A 17,583-nucleotide genomic window follows, 5' to 3' on the forward strand; every position below is an offset into this window, starting at 1 on the left:
TTCTTCCGACCCCTTACAGCTTCATCAGGCTGGCGTCGTCGACCGAGGCCGAGTGGCGGGAACGGAACAGCGACACGATGATCGCGAGCCCGACCACGACCTCCGCGGCGGCGACGACCATCGTGAAGAAGGCGATGATCTGGCCGTCGAGGTTGCCGTGCATCCGGGAGAAGACGACGAACGCGAGGTTGCAGGCGTTCAGCATCAGCTCGATGCACATGAAGATCACGATGGCGTTGCGCCGGATCAGCACGCCGGTGGCGCCGATCGTGAACAGCAGGGCGGCGAGATAGAGGTAGTTGACCGGGTTCACTTCGACGCCTCCTCGGGCCGCTTGAACGTCGCCGGCTCGATCTCGGTCCGCTCCAGGCGCTCCTCGGCGCGCTGCTCCAGGGCCCGCAGGTCGTTGAGCGCCGCGGCCGACACGTCACGGATCTGGCCGCGCTCGCGCAACGTCTTGCTGACCGTGAGCTCGGACGGGGTGCCGTCGGGCAGCAGGCCCGCGATGTCCACCGCGTTGTGCCGTGCGTACACACCGGGCGCCGGCAGCGGCGGTACGTGCTTGCCGTCGCGGACGCGCTGCTCGGACAGCTCGCGCTGAGTCCGGGCCCGCTCGGTGCGCTCGCGGTGGGTGAGCACCATGGCGCCGACCGCGGCCGTGATCAGCAGGGCGCCGGTGATCTCGAAGGCGAAGACGTACTTGGTGAAGATGAGGGCCGCCAGGCCCTCCACGTTGCCGCCGGCGTTCGCCCTGCCGATGCCGTCGAACTCCTTGAGGGAGGCGTTGGCGATCCCGCCCAGCAGCAGGACCCCGAAGCCGAGCCCGCAGAGAAGGGCCAGCCAGCGCTGGCCCTTGATGGTCTCCTTGAGGGAGTCCGCGGCCGTGACGCCGACGAGCATCACCACGAACAGGAAGAGCATCATGATCGCGCCGGTGTAGACGACGATCTGCACGACGCCCAGGAAGTAGGCGCCGTTGGCGAGGTAGAACACCGCCAGGACGATCATGGTGCCGGCCAGGCAGAGTGCGCTGTGGACGGCCCTCTTCATGAAGACGGTGCACAGGGCGCCGATCACCGCCACGGTGCCGAGGACCCAGAACTGGAAGGCCTCGCCCGTGGAGGTGGTGTAGGCGGCGAGCTGCGGGCTCATGCGTCGGCCCCCTGTTCCTGCGCGGCGCCCGAGGGGCCCGCCATGTGAGGCTGCTCCCCCTTGGAGACGGCGACCTGGCGCACCGTGCCGGGCGCCGCCTCCGTGACCAGGCCGCGGTAGTAGTCCTGCTCGTCCATCCCCGGGAAGATCGCGTGGGGCGTGTCGACCATGCCCTCTTCGAGGCCGGCGAGCAGTTGCTCCTTGGTGTAGATGAGGTTGGCCCGGCTGGAGTCGGCCAGCTCGAACTCGTTCGTCATCGTCAACGCGCGCGTGGGGCACGCCTCGATGCACAGGCCGCACAGGATGCAGCGGGCGTAGTTGATCTGGTAGACGCGGCCGTACCGCTCGCCCGGCGAGTAGCGCTCCTCGTCGGTGTTGTCGGCGCCCTCGACATAGATGGCGTCGGCGGGGCAGGCCCAGGCGCACAGCTCGCAGCCGACGCACTTCTCCAGGCCGTCCGGATGGCGGTTGAGCTGGTGCCGTCCGTGGAAGCGCGGAGCCGTGGTCTTCTTCTGCTCCGGGTACTGCTCGGTCAGCCGCTTCTTGAACATGGCCTTGAAGGTCACGCCGAAGCCGGCCACGGGGTTCAGGAAACCGGGCTTGGTCTCCTTGGGCTCCTCAGCCATCGGACGCCTCCTTTCCATCCAGAGTTCCGTCACTCTCAGTATCGGGCCCACCACTGACAATCAGCTCCCGCTCGCGGCGCGGACGCCGGCGCGGCACCGACGGAAGGTCCTGTCCCGGCAGCGGCGGTACGGGGAACCCGCCGGCCATCGGGTCGAAGGCGGCCGGTTCCTCGGCGGGCGGCTCGGCCTTCTTCGCCTTCTCGCGGAACATGTCGGCGACGAAGGACAGGAGCAGCAGGGCCAGGACGCCTCCGCCGACGTAGAGCGCGACGTCGGCGAAGTCGTAGTGCTCGTTGCGCAGGGTCCGCACGGTCGCAACGAGCATCAGCCAGGTCACGGAGACCGGGATGAGGACCTTCCAGCCGAGCTTCATCAGCTGGTCGTAGCGGACCCGCGGGAGCGTGCCGCGCAGCCAGATGAAGAAGAACAGCAGCAGCTGGACCTTGATCACGAACCAGAGCAGCGGCCACCAGCCGTGGTTGGCGCCCGCCCAGAAGGTGCTGATCGGCCAGGGTGCCCGCCAGCCGCCCAGGAAGAGCGTGGTCGACACGGCCGAGACGGTCACCATGTTGACGTACTCGGCGAGCATGAACATCGCGAACTTGATCGACGAGTACTCGGTGTTGAAGCCGCCGACCAGGTCGCCCTCGGACTCCGGCATGTCGAAGGGGGCGCGGTTGGTCTCGCCGACCATGGTGACGATGTAGAGGATGAAGGAGACCGGCAGCAGCAGGATGTACCAGCGGTCGTGCTGCTGCTGGACGATCGTCGACGTCGACATCGACCCCGAGTACAGGAACACCGAGGCGAACGCGGCGCCCATGGCGATCTCGTACGAGATCATCTGCGCGCAGGAGCGCAGGCCGCCCAGCAGCGGGTACGTGGATCCGGAACTCCAGCCCGCCAGCACGATGCCGTAGATGCCGACCGAGGCGACCGCGAGGATGTAGAGCATCGCGATCGGCAGGTCGGTCAGCTGCATCGCGGTGCGGTGCCCGAAGATCGAGATCTCGTTGTCCGCGGGCCCGAAGGGGATCACCGCGATCGCCATGAAGGCCGGGATGGCCGCGACGATCGGCGCGAGGACGTACACCGCCTTGTCCGCGCGCTTGACGACGAGGTCCTCCTTGAGCATCAGCTTCACGCCGTCGGCGAGCGACTGGAGCATGCCCCAGGGGCCGTGCCGGTTGGGGCCGATGCGCAGCTGCATCCAGGCGACGACCTTGCGCTCCCAGACGATGGAGAACAGCACCGTGATCATCAGGAAGGCGAAGCAGAACACCGCCTTGATGACGACCAGCCACCACGGGTCGGTGCCGAACATCGAGAGGTTTTCAGCGGCGAGGTACGGGCTCATGCCTCCACCTCCTTGGGGGCCTCGCCGGCGACGGTCGCCGGTCCGATGCGGACGAGGGAGCCGGGCAGTGCGCCGGTGCCGGAGGCGACGCCCCCGCCGACGGAGTTCAGCGGGAGCCAGACCACCCGGTCGGGCATCTCGGTGATGTGCAGCGCGAGTTCGACCGTCCCGGCGGGGCCGGTCACGGCGATGAGGCCGCCGTCGTCGACGCCCGCCTCGGCGGCCGTGGCGGCCGACACGCGCGCGTGTGCCGCGTGCCGCGTCCCGGCGAGTGCCTCGTCGCCCTCCTGGAGGACCCCGCGGTCGAGGAGCAGCCGGTGCCCGGCGAGCACGGCCTCCCCGGCGGCGGGCCGCGGCAGCACGCCCGACGTCTCCAGCGGGTCCGTGGCACGCGGGCCGTCCCAGGCACCGAGCCGGTCCAGTTCCGTGTGCGCGGTACGCAGGTCCGGCAGACCCAGGTGGACGTCCATGGCGTCGGCCAGCATCTGCAGTACGCGCGCGTCGGAGGGCGACAGCCGGCGGGCCATCTGGTCGGGCTTGAGCGCGGCCTCGAAGGGGCGCACCCGGCCCTCCCAGTTGAGGAACGTGCCGGCCTTCTCGGCGACGGCGGCGACCGGCAGGACGACGTCGGCGTGTTCGGTGACCTCGCTGGGCCGCAGCTCCAGCGACACCAGGAAGCCGGCCTCGGCGAGTGCCTCACGCGCGCGTGCCGGATCGGGCAGATCGGCGATCTCCACCCCGGCCACGAGCAGCGCCTGCAGTTCGCCCCGCGCGGCGGCCTCGACGATCTGGCCGGTGTCGCGGCCGTAGCGGTGCGGCAGGTCGGCGACGCCCCACACGGCGGCGACCTCCTCCCGCGCGCGCGGGTCGGTCGCGGGCCGTCCGCCCGGCAGCAGCGAGGGCAGCGCGCCCGCCTCGACGGCGCCGCGCTCGCCCGCCCGGCGCGGGATCCACACCAGGTGGGCGCCGGTCGCGGACGCGGCCCGTACCGCGGCGGTCAGACCGCCCGCCACACCGGCCAGCCGCTCACCGACGACGATCACCGCGCCCTCGCCGCGCAGCGCCTGAGCGGCCTGCGCGCCGCCGTCCTCGAGGCCGACGCCGCTCGCGAGCGCGTCCAGCCACTCGGTCTCGGTGCCGGGCGCGGCCGGCAGCAGGGTGCCGCCCGCCTTCTCCAGACCCCGGGTCGCGTGCGTGGCGAGTGCGAACACCTGCTGCCCGTGCCCGCGCCAGGCCTTGCGCAGCCGCAGGAAGACGCCGGGCGCCTCCTCCTCGGACTCGAAGCCGACGAGCAGGACGGCGGGCGCCTTCTCCAGCGAGGTGTACGTGACGCCCGTACCGTCGACGTCCCGGCCGCGTCCGGCGACCCGGGCGGCCAGGAAGTCGGCCTCCTCACCGCTGTGCACGCGCGCGCGGAAGTCGATGTCGTTGGTGTCGAGTGCCACGCGCGCGAACTTGCTGTAGGCGTAGGCGTCCTCGACGGTGAGCCGGCCACCGGTGAGGACACCGGTGCGGCCGCGCGAGGCGAGCAGCCCCTGCGCGGCGATCTGCAGGGCCTCCGGCCAGGACGCGGGTTCCAGGACGCCCTCGGCGTTGCGCACCAGCGGCGTCTGGAGCCGGTCCTTCATCTGCGCGTACCGGAACGCGAACCGTCCCTTGTCGCAGATCCACTCCTCGTTGACCTCGGGGTCGTTCTCGGCGAGCCGCCGCATGACCTTGCCGCGCCGGTGGTCGGTGCGAGTCGCGCAGCCGCCCGAGCAGTGCTCGCAGACCGAGGGCGAGGAGACGAGGTCGAAGGGGCGGGAGCGGAAGCGGTACGCCGCCGAGGTGAGCGCGCCGACCGGGCAGATCTGAATGGTGTTGCCGGAGAAGTACGACTCGAACGGGTCGCCCTCACCGATGCCGACCTGCTGCAGCGCGCCCCGCTCCAGCAGCTCGATCATCGGGTCGCCCGCGATCTGGTTGGAGAAGCGGGTGCACCGGGCGCACAGCACGCACCGCTCGCGGTCGAGCAGCACCTGCGTGGAGATCGGGACGGGCTTCTCGTACGTCCGCTTGCGGCCCTCGAAGCGGGACTCGGCGTTGCCGTGCGACATGGCCTGGTTCTGCAGCGGGCACTCGCCGCCCTTGTCGCAGACCGGGCAGTCCAGCGGATGGTTGATGAGGAGCAGCTCCATCACACCGTGCTGCGCCTTCTCGGCGGCCGGCGAGGTGAGCTGAGTCTTCACCACCATCCCGTCCGTACACGTGATCGTGCAGGACGCCATGGGCTTGCGCTGGCCCTCGACCTCGACGATGCACTGGCGGCAGGCGCCGGCCGGGTCGAGGAGGGGATGGTCGCAGAAGCGGGGGATCTCGATACCGAGCTGCTCGGCGGCGCGGATGACCAGGGTGCCCTTGGGCACGCTGATCTCGATACCGTCGATCGTCAGCGTGACGAGGTCCTCCGGCGGGACCGCCGCCTCTCCCCCTCCCGTTGAGCGCCGGCCCGCGGCGGAGCCGCTGTCAGCCTGCTGTACGGTCATGCGTTCACCTCCGGGCGGTCGGCCCAGGCCGTCGACTTTGCCGGGTCGAAGGGGCAGCCCCGGCCCGTGATGTGCTGCTCGTACTCCTCGCGGAAGTACTTGAGCGAGGAGAAGATCGGCGAGGCGGCGCCGTCGCCGAGGGCGCAGAAGGCCTTGCCGTTGATGTTGTCCGCGATGTCGGCGAGCTTGTCGAGGTCGGACATGGCGCCCTTGCCCGCCTCGATGTCGCGCAGCAACTGGACGAGCCAGTACGTGCCTTCGCGGCAGGGTGTGCACTTGCCGCAGGACTCGTGGGCGTAGAACTCGGTCCAGCGGGTCACGGCGCGCACGACGCAGGTGGTCTCGTCGAAGCACTGCAGGGCCTTGGTGCCGAGCATGGAACCCGCGGCGCCCACTCCTTCGTAGTCGAGGGGGACGTCGAGGTGCTCGTCGGTGAACATCGGCGTCGAGGAGCCGCCCGGCGTCCAGAACTTCAGGCGGTGCCCGGGGCGCATGCCCCCGCTCATGTCGAGCAGCTGGCGCAGCGTGATGCCGAGCGGGGCCTCGTACTGGCCGGGGCTGACGACGTGGCCGCTGAGCGAGTAGAGCGTGAAGCCCGGGGACTTCTCGCTGCCCATCGACCTGAACCAGTCCTTGCCGTTTTTCAGGATCGCGGGAACTGACGCGATCGACTCGACGTTATTCACCACAGTCGGGCAGGCATAGAGGCCCGCGACGGCAGGGAAGGGGGGACGAAGCCGCGGTTGACCACGGCGGCCTTCGAGCGAGTCCAGCAGCGCGGTCTCCTCACCGCAGATGTACGCGCCCGCGCCCGCGTGCACGGTGAGTTCGAGGTCGAGTCCGCTGCCCAGGATGTTCTCGCCGAGGTAGCCCGCCGCGTGGGCCTCGCGCACGGCCGCGTGCAACCGCCGCAGTACGGGGACGACTTCACCCCGCAGATAGATGAAGGCATGCGACGACCTGATGGCGTAACACGCGATGACGATGCCCTCGATGAGGCTGTGCGGGTTCGCGAAGAGGAGCGGGATGTCCTTGCAGGTCCCGGGCTCCGACTCGTCGGCGTTGACAACTAGATAGTGCGGTTTTCCATCACCCTGCGGAATGAACTGCCACTTCATTCCGGTCGGGAAGCCGGCCCCGCCGCGTCCACGCAGACCGGATTCCTTGACGTACGCGATGACGTCGTCCGGTGACATGGCGAGTGCCTTGCGGAGTCCCTCGTACCCCTCGTGCCTTCGGTACACGTCCAGCGACCAGGACCTGTCCTCGTCCCAGAAGGCCGACAGCACGGGTGCGAGCAGCTTCTCGGGGCTGGACTCCCCCCCGCCCTCAAACTTGCTCGGGCGGGAGCTGCCCCCACCTTCGGTGGCCACGGTCATCACTCCCCCTCCTCTGCGGTAGGCCCTGCGGGGTGGGACGGGTCGGAGGCCGAGGTGTCCTGCGGCGCGTCGTGGGAGCTGAGGTGCTCCTTCGGCGACGGCTCGTGCACGGCCCGGTCCTGGGGCTCGTCGTGCGGTCCGCCGTCGCGCGGGTGGACCACGCGCGCGGGTGCGGTCTCTCCCTTGGCCAGGCGGAGGCCCACCAGCGAGGCGGGTCCGGCGCTGCCGCCGGCCTCGGTCGCCCCCTCCCGCTCGTCGGGGAAGCCCGCCAGGATCCGGGCGGTCTCCTTGAAGGTGCACAGGGGCGCCCCGCGCGTCGGCGTCACCGGCCGTCCCGCGCGGAGGTCGTCGACGAGACGCCGGGCGGTCGCCGGGGTCTGGTTGTCGAAGAACTCCCAGTTGACCATCACGACCGGCGCGAAGTCGCAGGCCGCGTTGCACTCGATGTGCTCCAGGGTGACCTTGCCGTCCTCGGTCGTCCCGCCGTTGCCGACCTCGAGGTGCTCCTGGAGCGACTCGAAGATCGCGTCACCGCCCATCACCGCGCAGAGGGTGTTGGTGCAGACGCCCACCTGGTAGTCGCCGCTCGGCCCGCGCCGGTACATGGTGTAGAAGGTCGCGACCGCGGTGACCTCGGCCGTGGTCAGGCCCAGCACGTCCGCGCAGAACTGCATCCCGGTGCGCGTGACGTGCCCCTCCTCCGACTGCACCAGGTGCAGCAGCGGAAGGAGCGCGGACCGGGAGTCCGGGTAGCGGGCGATGATCTCGCGCGCGTCGGCCTCGAGCCGTGCTCGAACGTCGTCCGGGTAGCCGGGCGCGGGCAGTTCGGGCATGCCCAGGCTGACGCCCCGCTCGGAAGAAGAGGTGGTCACCGGTCGACGCCTCCCATCACGGGGTCGATGGACGCCACGGCGACGATGACGTCGGCGACCTGGCCGCCTTCGCACATCGCGGCCATGGCCTGCAGGTTGGTGAAGGACGGGTCGCGGAAGTGGACCCGGTAGGGGCGGGTGCCGCCGTCGGACACGACGTGCACACCGAGCTCGCCCTTGGGCGACTCGACCGCCGCGTACGCCTGTCCCGCCGGTACGCGGAATCCCTCGGTGACCAGCTTGAAGTGGTGGATCAGGGCCTCCATGGAGGTGCCCATGATCTTCTTGATGTGGTCGAGGGAGTTGCCCAGTCCGTCCGGTCCCAGCGCGAGCTGGGCCGGCCAGGCGATCTTCTTGTCGGCGACCATGACCGGGCCGGGCTGGAGCCGGTCCAGGCACTGTTCGACGATTCCGAGCGACTGGCGCATCTCCTCCAGGCGGACGAGGAAGCGGCCGTAGGCGTCGCAGGTGTCGGCGGTCGGGATCTCGAAGTCGTACGTCTCGTAGTCGCAGTACGGCTGGGCCTTGCGCAGGTCGTGCGGCAGGCCGGTGGAGCGCAGGATCGGGCCGGTGGCGCCGAGGGCCATGCAGCCGGCCAGGTCGAGGTAGCCGATGTCCTGCATACGGGCCTTGAAGATGGTGTTCCCGGTGGCGAGCTTGTCGTACTCCGGAAGGTTCTTCTTCATCTTCTTCACGAACTCGCGGATCTGGTCCACCGCGCCGGGCGGCAGGTCCTGGGCGAGTCCGCCGGGGCGGATGTACGCGTGGTTCATCCGCAGGCCCGTGATGAGCTCGTAGATGTCGAGAATCATTTCACGATCACGGAAGCCGTAGATCATGATCGTGGTGGCGCCGAGCTCCATGCCGCCGGTGGCGATGCACACCAGGTGGGAGGACAGCCGGTTCAGCTCCATCAGGAGCACCCGGATGATCTTGGCCCGCTCGGTGATCTGGTCCTCGATGCCGAGGAGCTTCTCGACGCCGAGGCAGTAGGCGGTCTCGTTGAAGAAGGACGTCAGGTAGTCCATGCGCGTGACGAAGGTGGTGCCCTGCGTCCACGTGCGGTACTCGAGGTTCTTCTCGATGCCGGTGTGCAGGTAGCCGATGCCGCAGCGGGCCTCGGTGACCGTCTCGCCCTCGATCTCGAGGATCAGGCGCAGCACCCCGTGGGTGGACGGGTGCTGGGGACCCATGTTGACGACGATGCGCTCGTCGTCGGCGCGGGCCGCGGACTGGACGACCTCGTCCCAGTCGCCACCGGTGACCGTGTACACGGTGCCTTCGGTGGTCTCACGTGCCGATGCTGACTGCGTGCTCACGAGTAGGACCTCCGCTGGTCCGGAGCCGGGATCTGGGCGCCCTTGTACTCGACGGGGATGCCGCCGAGCGGGTAGTCCTTGCGCTGCGGATGGCCCTGCCAGTCGTCCGGCATCATGATCCGGGTCAGGGCCGGGTGACCGTCGAAGACGATCCCGAAGAAGTCGTAGGTCTCGCGCTCGTGCCAGTCGTTCGTCGGATAGACCGGGACCAGCGACGGGATGCGCGGGTCGCCGCCGGGGGCGCTGACCTCCAGGCGGATCAGCCGGTTGTGGGTGATCGAGCGCAGGTGGTAGACGGCGTGCAGCTCGCGGCCCTTGTCGTGCGGGTAATGGACCCCGCTGACGCCGGTGCACAGCTCGAAGCGCAGGGCCGGGTCGTCGCGCAGCGTGCGGGCCACGCGGACCAGGTGCTCGCGCTCGATGTGGAAGGTGAGCTCGTCCCGGTCGACGACCGTCTTCTCGATCGCGTTGCCGGGCAGGAGTCCCTGCTCCTCCAGCGCGCCCTCGAGTTCGTCGGCGACCTCGTCGAACCAGCCGCCGTAGGGCCGGGTCGCCGGCCCCGGCAGCCGGACCGAGCGGACGAGGCCGCCGTAGCCGGAGGTGTCGCCGCCGTTGTTGGCGCCGAACATGCCGCGCTGGACGCGGATCTCCTCGCCGCCCTGGCCACGCTGGCCGGGGAGGTTGTCGGCGGCCAGGTCCTTCTCGGGGTTGACCCCGTTCGACCCGTTCACGCCGTTGCCGTGTGCGTCGCTCACCTCAGCAGCCCCTTCATCTCGATCGTGGGCAGGGCCTTGAGCGCCGCCTCCTCCGCCTCGCGGGCGGCCTCCTCGGCGTTCACGCCGAGCTTGGAGGTCTGGATCTTCTGGTGGAGCTTGAGGATCGCGTCCATCAGCATCTCCGGCCGGGGCGGACAGCCCGGCAGATAGATGTCGACGGGCACGATGTGGTCGACGCCCTGCACGATCGCGTAGTTGTTGAACATGCCGCCCGAGGAGGCGCAGACACCCATGGAGATGACCCACTTGGGGTTGGGCATCTGGTCGTAGACCTGCCGCAGCACCGGCGCCATCTTCTGGCTGACCCGGCCGGCCACGATCATCAGGTCCGCCTGGCGGGGCGAACCGCGGAAGACCTCCATGCCGAAGCGCGCCAGGTCGTAGCGGCCGGCGCCGGTGGTCATCATCTCGATCGCGCAGCAGGCGAGGCCGAAGGTGGCCGGGAAGACCGACGCCTTGCGCACCCAGCCCGCGGCCTGCTCGACGGTGGTCAGCAGGAAGCCGCTCGGCAGCTTTTCTTCGAGTCCCATGTCTTTAAAGGCCCCTCAGTCCCATTCCAGGCCGCCGCGCCGCCATACGTACGCGTACGCGACGAAGACGGTGAGCACGAAGAGCAGCATCTCCACGAGCCCGAAAACACCCAGGGCGTCGAAGGTGACGGCCCACGGGTAGAGGAAGACGATCTCGATGTCGAAGACGATGAAGAGCATCGCCGTCAGGTAGTACTTGATGGGGAAGCGCCCGCCGCCGGCCGGCGTGGGGGTCGGCTCGATACCGCACTCGTAGGCCTCGAGCTTGGCCCGGTTGTACCGCTTCGGACCGATCAGCGTGGCCATGACCACGGAGAAGATCGCAAAGCCTGCCCCGAGGGCTCCCAGTACGAGGATGGGCGCATACGCGTTCACCGCTCCTCGCTCCTCTCAGTCGGCACTGACTGCTGGCGGTTGCGCTGGACTCACACCGGCCTCACCCGTCCCCCGAACCCCGCCCGTCCCGGCAAAGATCGGGAACATGTGAAGCAGGTCACAAGCCCAACTGCCTCGCATCCTATGCCCGGCGGTCTGTGATCTGCGACACGGGGTATTACACAAGCTTTGTGATCTCCACCACCTGACGAACGATCATGAAGTCGGATGAGCGGTGATCTTCACACGCGAAGCTCATCTGTGATCACCAGCAGTGACATTTCTGTTCGTTTCCGCTGGTGAGAGGGGTCCCGCACTATCAGATGCCCGGCGTCCGGCGCAAAGTGGCGCGGGGCGTCAAGCCCTTGGTATGAGGCCGCCTTTCACACATCAGGGGGACAAGCGACCCGTGATGTGGACACGTTCGTGCCTTCACGAACAAGCGCCCGCCTCGGGGCGGCGCCGAGACGGCGGCGACATGACGGCGAAGACATGACGGCGACGCGGCCCCGACCCGGCGTCGGCACGTGGCGTGCCAACCCATCGCCCCCGATCACGCCGCGACGACCGGGGCACGCACGTGCCGCGTTCGCGCCGCTACGGCGAGTCAACCCCCTGCGGTGGTGCCGCACCCAGCGGCAGCGGCTCGGCATGTAGAGCCACACAAGACGAATCGGCGCCAGACGCCATGAAAGCGGACGGAATGTCATGCCATTCCGGTGCGGCGTGGACCACCGGGCCGTCGAAGGTCGTTCCGGGGCGGCCCGACGGCTGGATGAAGCCCCTCGCGGGACGCCCCCGCCGCGGTGACCGTTCCGTGACCTCGGCCACACTCATGAGAGGAGCATGAGAACCGGGCTTGGCCAACGGTCCCAACCAATGGTAGGCGCGGGGCAATTCGGGCGTAAAAGCGAAACACCATGATCAAAGCCATGATCGCTCGCGTCCGTATTGTCCGTTACGGCGTCAATAAGGACGTAGGCGGAGGGGATTTGGGCGGCCCGTTGAGTAAATGTGGCGCACCACACGTTTCTTGAAGATATGAAGGAGCCCCTGGTACCGGTTATTCCCATGTCCCACACCGCTCACATACGCAGCCACCGGAAGCCCCGCCGTAGCGCGTCGAAAATCGCGATGCGGGCGGGAGTTGCCGGCGGTGTCCTCGGCACGCTGGCAGTGGCCGGCGCGTCGGCCTCGTCGGCGAACGCCGCCGAGCCCGTGACGCAGACCGTCGAACTGCCCACCCTCACCGCCGACCTGGCCGCCCAGGTCGCCCAGTCCGCGGACGCCACCCAGCAGGCCGCCGCGAACTACCAGCTGCGGGCCGAGCGTGACGCGGCCGCCGCGAAGGCCGCAAAGCAGGCCAAGGCGGACCTCGCCGAGGCGAAGCAGGTGGCGGAGGCCAAGAAGAAGGCGGCCGAGGCGGCCGCCCGCAAGGCCGCCGCCGAGCGCGCGACGCGCAGCGCCCCGCGGACGACGCTCGCCGCCTCGGCGAGCACCTCCAGCTCCTCCACGGCGACCGGTTCGGCCGCCGCGGTCATCGCCTTCGCCAAGGCGCAGCTCGGCGACGCCTACGTCATGGGCGCCACCGGCCCCAACTCCTGGGACTGCTCCAGCCTGATGCAGGCCGCCTTCAAGCAGGCCGGCATCAGCCTGCCGCGTGTCTCGCAGGACCAGTCCACCGCGGGTACCCAGGTCTCCCTGTCCAACCTGCAGCCGGGCGACATCCTCTACTGGGGCAGCTCCGGCAGCGCCTACCACGTGGCGCTGTACGTCGGCGACGGCATGTTCGTCGGCGCGCAGAACCCGTCCTCCGGCGTCGTCGAGAAGCCGCTGTCGTACGACCCGCCGACCGGCGCGGTCCGGGTGCTCTGAGAGCAGCCGCACAGCCGTAGGAAGTGAAGGGCCGCAGCCGCTCGAGGGCTGCGGCCCTTCCGGCATGAGCCGCGGCCGGGCGCGGGGCCCCGCGGCGACGCGGGCGCGCACAGCGGAGAGGCACGACGAAGGGGCGCACGCTCGTCGGCGTGCGCCCCTTCCGGGCCGCGGGAGGGTCCGGGAGTGTTCCCGGAGGTTCCCGCCCCGGACCATCCTCCAGACGTCGCTCAGGCCCTCTCCGAGGCCCCCGCTGGGGCCTTCCCCGGGGCCGTCGCTCAGGCCGTCGCTCAGGCCGTCGCTCAGGCCTTCGGTGCCACCTTGCTCAGTCCGTTGATGATGCGGTCCATGGCGTCGCCGCCCGTCGGGTCGGTGAGGTTGGCGAGCAGCTTGAGGGTGAACTTCATCAGCACCGGGTGGGTCAGGCCGCGCTGGGTGGCGATCTGCATGACCTTCGCGTTGCCGATGAGCTTCACGAACGCCCGGCCCAGCGTGTAGTAGCCGCCGTAGGTGTCCTTCAGGACGCGCGGGTAGCGCTGGAGGGCGAGTTCGCGCTGGGCCGGGGTGGCCCGGAAGTGCGCCTGGACGATGACGTCGGCGGCGAGCTGCCCGGACTCCATGGCGTAGGCGATGCCTTCGCCGTTGAAGGGGTTCACCAGGCCGCCGGCGTCGCCGACGAGCAGCAGGCCCTTGGTGTAGTGCGGCTGGCGGTTGAAGGCCATGGGGAGCGCGGCGCCGCGGATCGGGCCGGTCATGTTCTCCGGGGTGTAGCCCCAGTCCTCCGGCATCGACGCGCACCAGGCCTTCAGGACCTCGCGCCAGTCCAGCTCCTTGAAGGAGTCGGAGGTGTTGAGGACGCCCAGGCCGACGTTCGAGGTGCCGTCGCCCATGCCGAAGATCCAGCCGTAGCCGGGCAGCAGGCGGTCCTGGGGACCGCGGCGGTCCCACAGTTCCAGCCAGGACTCCAGGTAGTCGTCGTCGTGCCGCGGCGAGGTGAAGTACGTACGGACCGCGACGCCCATGGGGCGGTCCTCGCGGCGGTGCAGGCCCATCGCCAGGGACAGGCGGGTGGAGTTGCCGTCGGCGGCGACGACGAGCGGGGCGTGGAAGGTGGCCTCGCGCTTCTCCTCGCCCAGCTTGGCGGTGACACCGGTGATGCGGCCGGTGCGGTCGTCGACGATCGGGCCCGAGACGTTGCAGCGCTCGTACAGGCGCGCGCCCGCCTTCTGGGCCTGACGGGCGAGCTGCTCGTCGAAGTCGTCGCGCTTGCGGACGAGTCCGTAGTCCGGGAAGGAGGCGAGATCCGGCCAGTCCAGCTGGAGGCGGCTGCCGCCGCCGATGATGCGCAGACCCTTGTTGCGCAGCCAGCCGGCCTCCTCGGAGATGTCGATGCCCATGGCCACGAGCTGCTTGACGGCGCGCGGGGTGAGTCCGTCGCCGCAGACCTTCTCCCGGGGGAACTCGGTCTTCTCCAGCAGGAGTACGTCGAGTCCGGACCGGGCCAGGTGGTACGCGGTGGTGGAGCCGGCTGGCCCCGCGCCCACGACGATCACATCGGCGGTGTTGTCGGAGAGGGGCTCGGTCACGGCGGGATCTCCCCAAGGTTCGAAATCTGCGTGCCGACCGGCACTGGACATGGGCAGTCTATGCAGGACAATTGATCACCCGGCTGAAGGGCTGCCCCCGTGAACCGACCTCTCCCCGTCGTACGGCTCCGCGTCCCCACCGACGAGGACGCCGTCGCCTGGCACCGGATCTTCGACGACCCGGACGTCATGGAGTTCCACGGCGGCAAGTCCGCGGCACTGTCGGTCTACGAGGAACTCACCGCACGGCAGCGGCGGCACGACGCCGAGCGCGGCTTCTGCCTGTGGACCATGCTCGACGAGTCGGGCCAGGTGATCGGATTCACGGGAGCCCAGCCGTGGCCGCACGAGTGGGGGCCGAAGGGCGAGATAGAGATCGGCTGGCGGCTGGGACGGGAGCACTGGGGCAAGGGGTACGTCACGACGGCCGCGCACATGACGCTGGAGCGGCTGAGAACGGCGGGCGTGCCGGACGTGGTCGCGATGGTCGACGCCCGCAACGCACGTTCGATCGCGGTGACGCAGCGGCTGGGCATGAGCCTCGGCGAGACGTTCCTGACGCCCGTGTCGCGGCGGAAGGGGCACTGTTACCGCCTCGACCTGTGACGGAGTGACTCTCCGTAGTCGATTGTCACGGAAAGGTACCGAGCGCTTCCGGCCGGTGCACTGCGGGAGTTACCCTTCCAGTACCGCTGGGGGTGACGTCTGTGTACATAACGCCCAATACACCCGAAGTGCGCGTACCGCGCCTGGTCGGACTCATGGCCGTGGACGCGCGCGAGACGGCCCACGCGCGGGGCGTCCTGCTCACCGCGCCGGACCGGCCCGACTTCCACCGCACCGTGGTCGACTACGTCGTACGGCAGTACCCGCAGCCGGGCGTCGAGGTGCCGCGCGGTGCGGTGGTGACCGTCTGGTTCGACCTCGCCGAGGGCGAGGGCGGCGGGGGCGCGGGCGTGCGCGAGCCGCGCGTACCGCGTCCGCCGAGCGGAGGGATCCGGCGCGAGGCCGGGGAACCCGACGATCCGTTCGCGGTCGTCGGGCTCTGACACGCCCTGATCGGCGGTCGGTTCACACCCCGTCGGGGTCGGTTCCGGCGCCCGAGGGCCGTGGGACCCGGGCTCGTGAGCCGCGTGAGCCCCGTGGGACTGGAAGAGCTCAGCTCTCCTTGAAGCCCCGGTGCAGGGCCACGATGCCGCCGCTGAGGTTGCGCCAGGCGACCTTCGACCAGCCCGCCGCGCGCAGCCGTTCGGCGAGCGCCGGCTGGTTCGGCCAGGCGCGGATGGACTCGGCGAGGTAGACGTACGCGTCGGGGTTCGACGACACCGCACGCGCCACCGGGGGCAGGGCGCGCATCAGGTACTCGGTGTAGACGGTGCGGAACGGCGCCCAGGTCGGGTGCGAGAACTCGCAGATCACCACGCGGCCGCCCGGCTTGGTCACCCGGTACATCTCCCGCAGGGCCGTGTCCGTCTCCTGCACGTTGCGCAGCCCGAAGGAGATGGTGACGGCGTCGAAGGTGTCGTCCTTGAACGGCAGCCTCGTCGCGTCGCCCGCCGTGAACGGGAGCCAGGCGTTGCGCCGCTTGCCGACCTGGAGCATCCCGAGGGAGAAGTCGCAGGGGACGACGTAGGCGCCGGCGCGGGTGAAGGGCAGCGAGGAGGTGGCCGTGCCTGCGGCGAGGTCGAGGATCTTCTGCGCCGGGCGGGCGTCGACCGCTGTGGCGACCTCCTTGCGCCAGCGCCGGTCCTGTCCCAGGGACAGCACGTCGTTGGTCAGGTCGTACCGTTCCGCCACGTCGTCGAACATCGAGGCGACTTCGTGCGGCTGCTTCTCCAGGGATGCGCGGGTCACGGGCCCATTGTGGCAGCAGCCCCCACGGCGCCGAGGGCCGGGCACACCGGGCACCCTCCCACCGGGAGCAGGCCGCCCTCCCGCCCGGGGCGGACCGCCCTCCAGCCGGGGGGCCCTCGACCGGCCTCCGGCGGTATGGCCGGGGCACCCCCCACCGGCCTCCCGGCGGTACGGACGAACACGGTCCCTCGGCCAACCCTCCGGAAAGCCGCTCCCGCCGCCGGCCGCCTGTGAGAGATTCCCAGTCCGGAATCCCGCTCCGTCTCACTCCCGGGACGGACCTCACGAGGGGCTGGTGCACGTGCGATGAGGAGTCTCCTGAAGCCGGCGGCCGGGTTCACCTGCCTGTGCGCCCTGGCCGTCACGGGGTGCTCCTCGGGTTCCGGCGCTACGGCCGACGCGGCGCCGGCGGCCTCCGCGGCACCCCGGCAGGGCAGCGCCTCACCGTCCCCGGCGGCGGCGTCGACCTCCCATACGTCCTACGCCCCCTACGTCAGCGCCACCACGGCGTCCGGCAACGACTCCGCGGGCTCCCCGACGACGTACAACCTCGCCTTCGTCGTCTCCGACGGCGGCGCCTGCGCACCGAAGTGGGACGGCGCCCACGCGCTCGGCGACACCGCGGTGAAGTCCCGGATCGCGCGCCTGAAGGAGTCGGGCGCCACGGTGCGCGTCTCCTTCGGCGGGGCCTCCGGGAAGGAGTTGGCGGCCGCCTGCGGCAGCGTGTCCGAACTGGCCGCGGCGTACGGCGAGGCGCTGGACGCGGCCGGCTCGTCCCAGGCCGACTTCGACATCGAGGGCGACGAACTCACCGACTCCGCCTCCGTCGCCCTGCGCTCGCGGGCGATCGCCCGGCTCCAGCGGGAGCGTCCCGGCCTCAGGGTCTCCTTCACACTCCCCGTGATGCCGTCCGGTCTGGACGCCGACGGCCTGGCCCTGCTGGAGTCCGCGAACACCTACGACGTCCAGGTCTCCACCGTCGACATCATGACGATGAACTACGGCGAGTCGTACGACGGTGACATGGGCGACTACGCCGTCACCGCGGCGAAGGCCGCCCACACCCAGCTGAAGAAGGTCTTCGGCCTGTCCGACGCGGACGCCTGGAGGGGCATGGCCCTCACCTCGATGATCGGCGTCAACGACGTCGCGGGCGAGACCTTCACGCTCTCCGACGCCGCCCAGGTGCGTTCCTTCGCGCGGGAGAAGGAGGTCGCCTGGGTCTCGATGTGGTCGGCCTTCCGGGACCGGCAGTGCGAGAAGGGGAACGGGTCGCGGGACGACGCGGCGACCGACTGCAGCGGGGTGAGGCAGGCTCCGGGGGCGTTCGCGGAGGCGTTCGCCGGGTGAGTCCCCCGGG

17 protein-coding genes are annotated in these 17,583 nt (G+C 70.1%); 4 read left to right on the forward strand and 13 right to left on the reverse strand.

The features are described 5' to 3' along the window. Positions 1-13 precede the first annotated feature (13 nt). From nuoK to ACIQ9G_RS14080, 11 genes are read right to left on the reverse strand one after another with little or no spacing between them, the layout of a single operon-like run. A complete protein-coding gene (nuoK, locus tag ACIQ9G_RS14030; protein WP_392190643.1) occupies positions 14-313 on the reverse strand; it encodes an NADH-quinone oxidoreductase subunit NuoK in 300 nt (99 codons plus the stop codon). Beyond that, positions 310-1,152 carry an NADH-quinone oxidoreductase subunit J gene (locus ACIQ9G_RS14035; RefSeq protein WP_403608679.1) on the reverse strand — a complete coding sequence of 281 codons (843 nt, stop codon included), beginning with the start codon at positions 1,150-1,152 and terminating at the stop codon, positions 310-312. The genes nuoK and ACIQ9G_RS14035 overlap by 4 nt, the downstream gene beginning before the upstream one ends. Beyond that, complete coding sequence (gene nuoI / locus ACIQ9G_RS14040) at positions 1,149-1,778, reverse strand: NADH-quinone oxidoreductase subunit NuoI (protein ID WP_403608680.1); 630 nt, start codon at positions 1,776-1,778, stop codon at positions 1,149-1,151. The genes ACIQ9G_RS14035 and nuoI overlap by 4 nt, the downstream gene beginning before the upstream one ends. Then, positions 1,771-3,135: an NADH-quinone oxidoreductase subunit NuoH gene (nuoH, locus tag ACIQ9G_RS14045; protein ID WP_403608681.1), complete on the reverse strand. Its 1,365-nt coding sequence runs from the start codon at positions 3,133-3,135 to the stop codon at positions 1,771-1,773. Before nuoH ends, nuoI begins: the two co-directional genes overlap by 8 nt. Then, positions 3,132-5,660, reverse strand: a complete 2,529-nt coding sequence (locus ACIQ9G_RS14050) for an NADH-quinone oxidoreductase subunit G (RefSeq protein WP_403608682.1) — start codon at positions 5,658-5,660, stop codon at positions 3,132-3,134. The genes nuoH and ACIQ9G_RS14050 overlap by 4 nt, the downstream gene beginning before the upstream one ends. Next, a complete protein-coding gene (nuoF, locus tag ACIQ9G_RS14055) occupies positions 5,657-7,042 on the reverse strand; it encodes an NADH-quinone oxidoreductase subunit NuoF (RefSeq protein WP_403608683.1) in 1,386 nt (461 codons plus the stop codon). Before nuoF ends, ACIQ9G_RS14050 begins: the two co-directional genes overlap by 4 nt. After that, positions 7,039-7,911: an NADH-quinone oxidoreductase subunit NuoE gene (nuoE, locus tag ACIQ9G_RS14060; protein WP_403608684.1), complete on the reverse strand. Its 873-nt coding sequence runs from the start codon at positions 7,909-7,911 to the stop codon at positions 7,039-7,041. The genes nuoF and nuoE overlap by 4 nt, the downstream gene beginning before the upstream one ends. Next, positions 7,908-9,230, reverse strand: coding sequence for an NADH-quinone oxidoreductase subunit D (locus tag ACIQ9G_RS14065; protein ID WP_403608685.1), 1,323 nt, complete (start codon positions 9,228-9,230; stop codon positions 7,908-7,910). The genes nuoE and ACIQ9G_RS14065 overlap by 4 nt, the downstream gene beginning before the upstream one ends. After that, positions 9,227-9,985, reverse strand: coding sequence for an NADH-quinone oxidoreductase subunit C (locus ACIQ9G_RS14070; protein WP_403608686.1), 759 nt, complete (start codon positions 9,983-9,985; stop codon positions 9,227-9,229). The genes ACIQ9G_RS14065 and ACIQ9G_RS14070 overlap by 4 nt, the downstream gene beginning before the upstream one ends. Then, on the reverse strand, positions 9,982-10,536 hold the full coding sequence (locus tag ACIQ9G_RS14075) for an NADH-quinone oxidoreductase subunit B family protein (RefSeq protein ID WP_003998928.1): 555 nt from the start codon (positions 10,534-10,536) through the stop codon (positions 9,982-9,984). The genes ACIQ9G_RS14070 and ACIQ9G_RS14075 overlap by 4 nt, the downstream gene beginning before the upstream one ends. Before the next feature lie 15 nt (positions 10,537-10,551). After that, entirely contained in the window at positions 10,552-10,911 is a 360-nt protein-coding gene (locus ACIQ9G_RS14080) for an NADH-quinone oxidoreductase subunit A (protein ID WP_007383963.1), read from the reverse strand. 1,071 nt (positions 10,912-11,982) lie between these two features. On the opposite strand from ACIQ9G_RS14080, the gene ACIQ9G_RS14085 reads away from it, so the two are divergent. After that, a complete protein-coding gene (locus tag ACIQ9G_RS14085) occupies positions 11,983-12,786 on the forward strand; it encodes a C40 family peptidase (protein WP_403608687.1) in 804 nt (267 codons plus the stop codon). 299 nt (positions 12,787-13,085) lie between these two features. Here ACIQ9G_RS14085 and ACIQ9G_RS14090 read toward each other — a convergent pair whose 3' ends face one another. Beyond that, on the reverse strand, positions 13,086-14,420 hold the full coding sequence (locus tag ACIQ9G_RS14090) for a geranylgeranyl reductase family protein (protein ID WP_403608688.1): 1,335 nt from the start codon (positions 14,418-14,420) through the stop codon (positions 13,086-13,088). Positions 14,421-14,468: 48 nt separating this feature from the next. On the opposite strand from ACIQ9G_RS14090, the gene ACIQ9G_RS14095 reads away from it, so the two are divergent. Together ACIQ9G_RS14095 and ACIQ9G_RS14100 are read left to right on the forward strand one after the other, a co-directional pair. Continuing rightward, positions 14,469-14,975 (forward strand): GNAT family N-acetyltransferase, encoded by a 507-nt coding sequence (locus ACIQ9G_RS14095; protein ID WP_403608689.1) that lies wholly within the window; start codon positions 14,469-14,471, stop codon positions 14,973-14,975. A gap of 128 nt (positions 14,976-15,103) precedes the next feature. Next, entirely contained in the window at positions 15,104-15,418 is a 315-nt protein-coding gene (locus ACIQ9G_RS14100; protein ID WP_392190631.1) for a PASTA domain-containing protein, read from the forward strand. Between the two features lie 109 nt (positions 15,419-15,527). Here ACIQ9G_RS14100 and ACIQ9G_RS14105 read toward each other — a convergent pair whose 3' ends face one another. Further along, positions 15,528-16,223, reverse strand: a complete 696-nt coding sequence (locus ACIQ9G_RS14105; protein ID WP_403608690.1) for a demethylmenaquinone methyltransferase — start codon at positions 16,221-16,223, stop codon at positions 15,528-15,530. Positions 16,224-16,529: 306 nt separating this feature from the next. Between ACIQ9G_RS14105 and ACIQ9G_RS14110 the strand changes: the two genes are divergently transcribed. Further along, positions 16,530-17,573: a chitinase gene (locus ACIQ9G_RS14110; protein ID WP_403608691.1), complete on the forward strand. Its 1,044-nt coding sequence runs from the start codon at positions 16,530-16,532 to the stop codon at positions 17,571-17,573. The last annotated feature ends 10 nt before the right edge of the window (positions 17,574-17,583 follow it).

It is taken from the genome of Streptomyces sp. NPDC096152 (assembly GCF_044763235.1).
GTDB lineage: Bacteria > Actinomycetota > Actinomycetes > Streptomycetales > Streptomycetaceae > Streptomyces.

Bases quoted from the DNA above. Each gene is read 5' to 3' on its own strand.
- ACIQ9G_RS14075 (WP_003998928.1), bottom strand. From the start codon at position 10,536: ATGGGACTCGAAGAAAAGCTGCCGAGCGGCTTCCTGCTGACCACCGTC.
- nuoH (WP_403608681.1), bottom strand. From the start codon at position 3,135: ATGAGCCCGTACCTCGCCGCTGAAAACCTCTCGATGTTCGGCACCGAC.
- ACIQ9G_RS14110 (WP_403608691.1), top strand. From the start codon at position 16,530: ATGAGGAGTCTCCTGAAGCCGGCGGCCGGGTTCACCTGCCTGTGCGCC.
- ACIQ9G_RS14085 (WP_403608687.1), top strand. From the start codon at position 11,983: ATGTCCCACACCGCTCACATACGCAGCCACCGGAAGCCCCGCCGTAGC.
- nuoI (WP_403608680.1), bottom strand. From the start codon at position 1,778: ATGGCTGAGGAGCCCAAGGAGACCAAGCCCGGTTTCCTGAACCCCGTG.
- ACIQ9G_RS14090 (WP_403608688.1), bottom strand. From the start codon at position 14,420: ATGTCCAGTGCCGGTCGGCACGCAGATTTCGAACCTTGGGGAGATCCC.
- ACIQ9G_RS14035 (WP_403608679.1), bottom strand. From the start codon at position 1,152: ATGAGCCCGCAGCTCGCCGCCTACACCACCTCCACGGGCGAGGCCTTC.
- ACIQ9G_RS14050 (WP_403608682.1), bottom strand. From the start codon at position 5,660: ATGACCGTACAGCAGGCTGACAGCGGCTCCGCCGCGGGCCGGCGCTCA.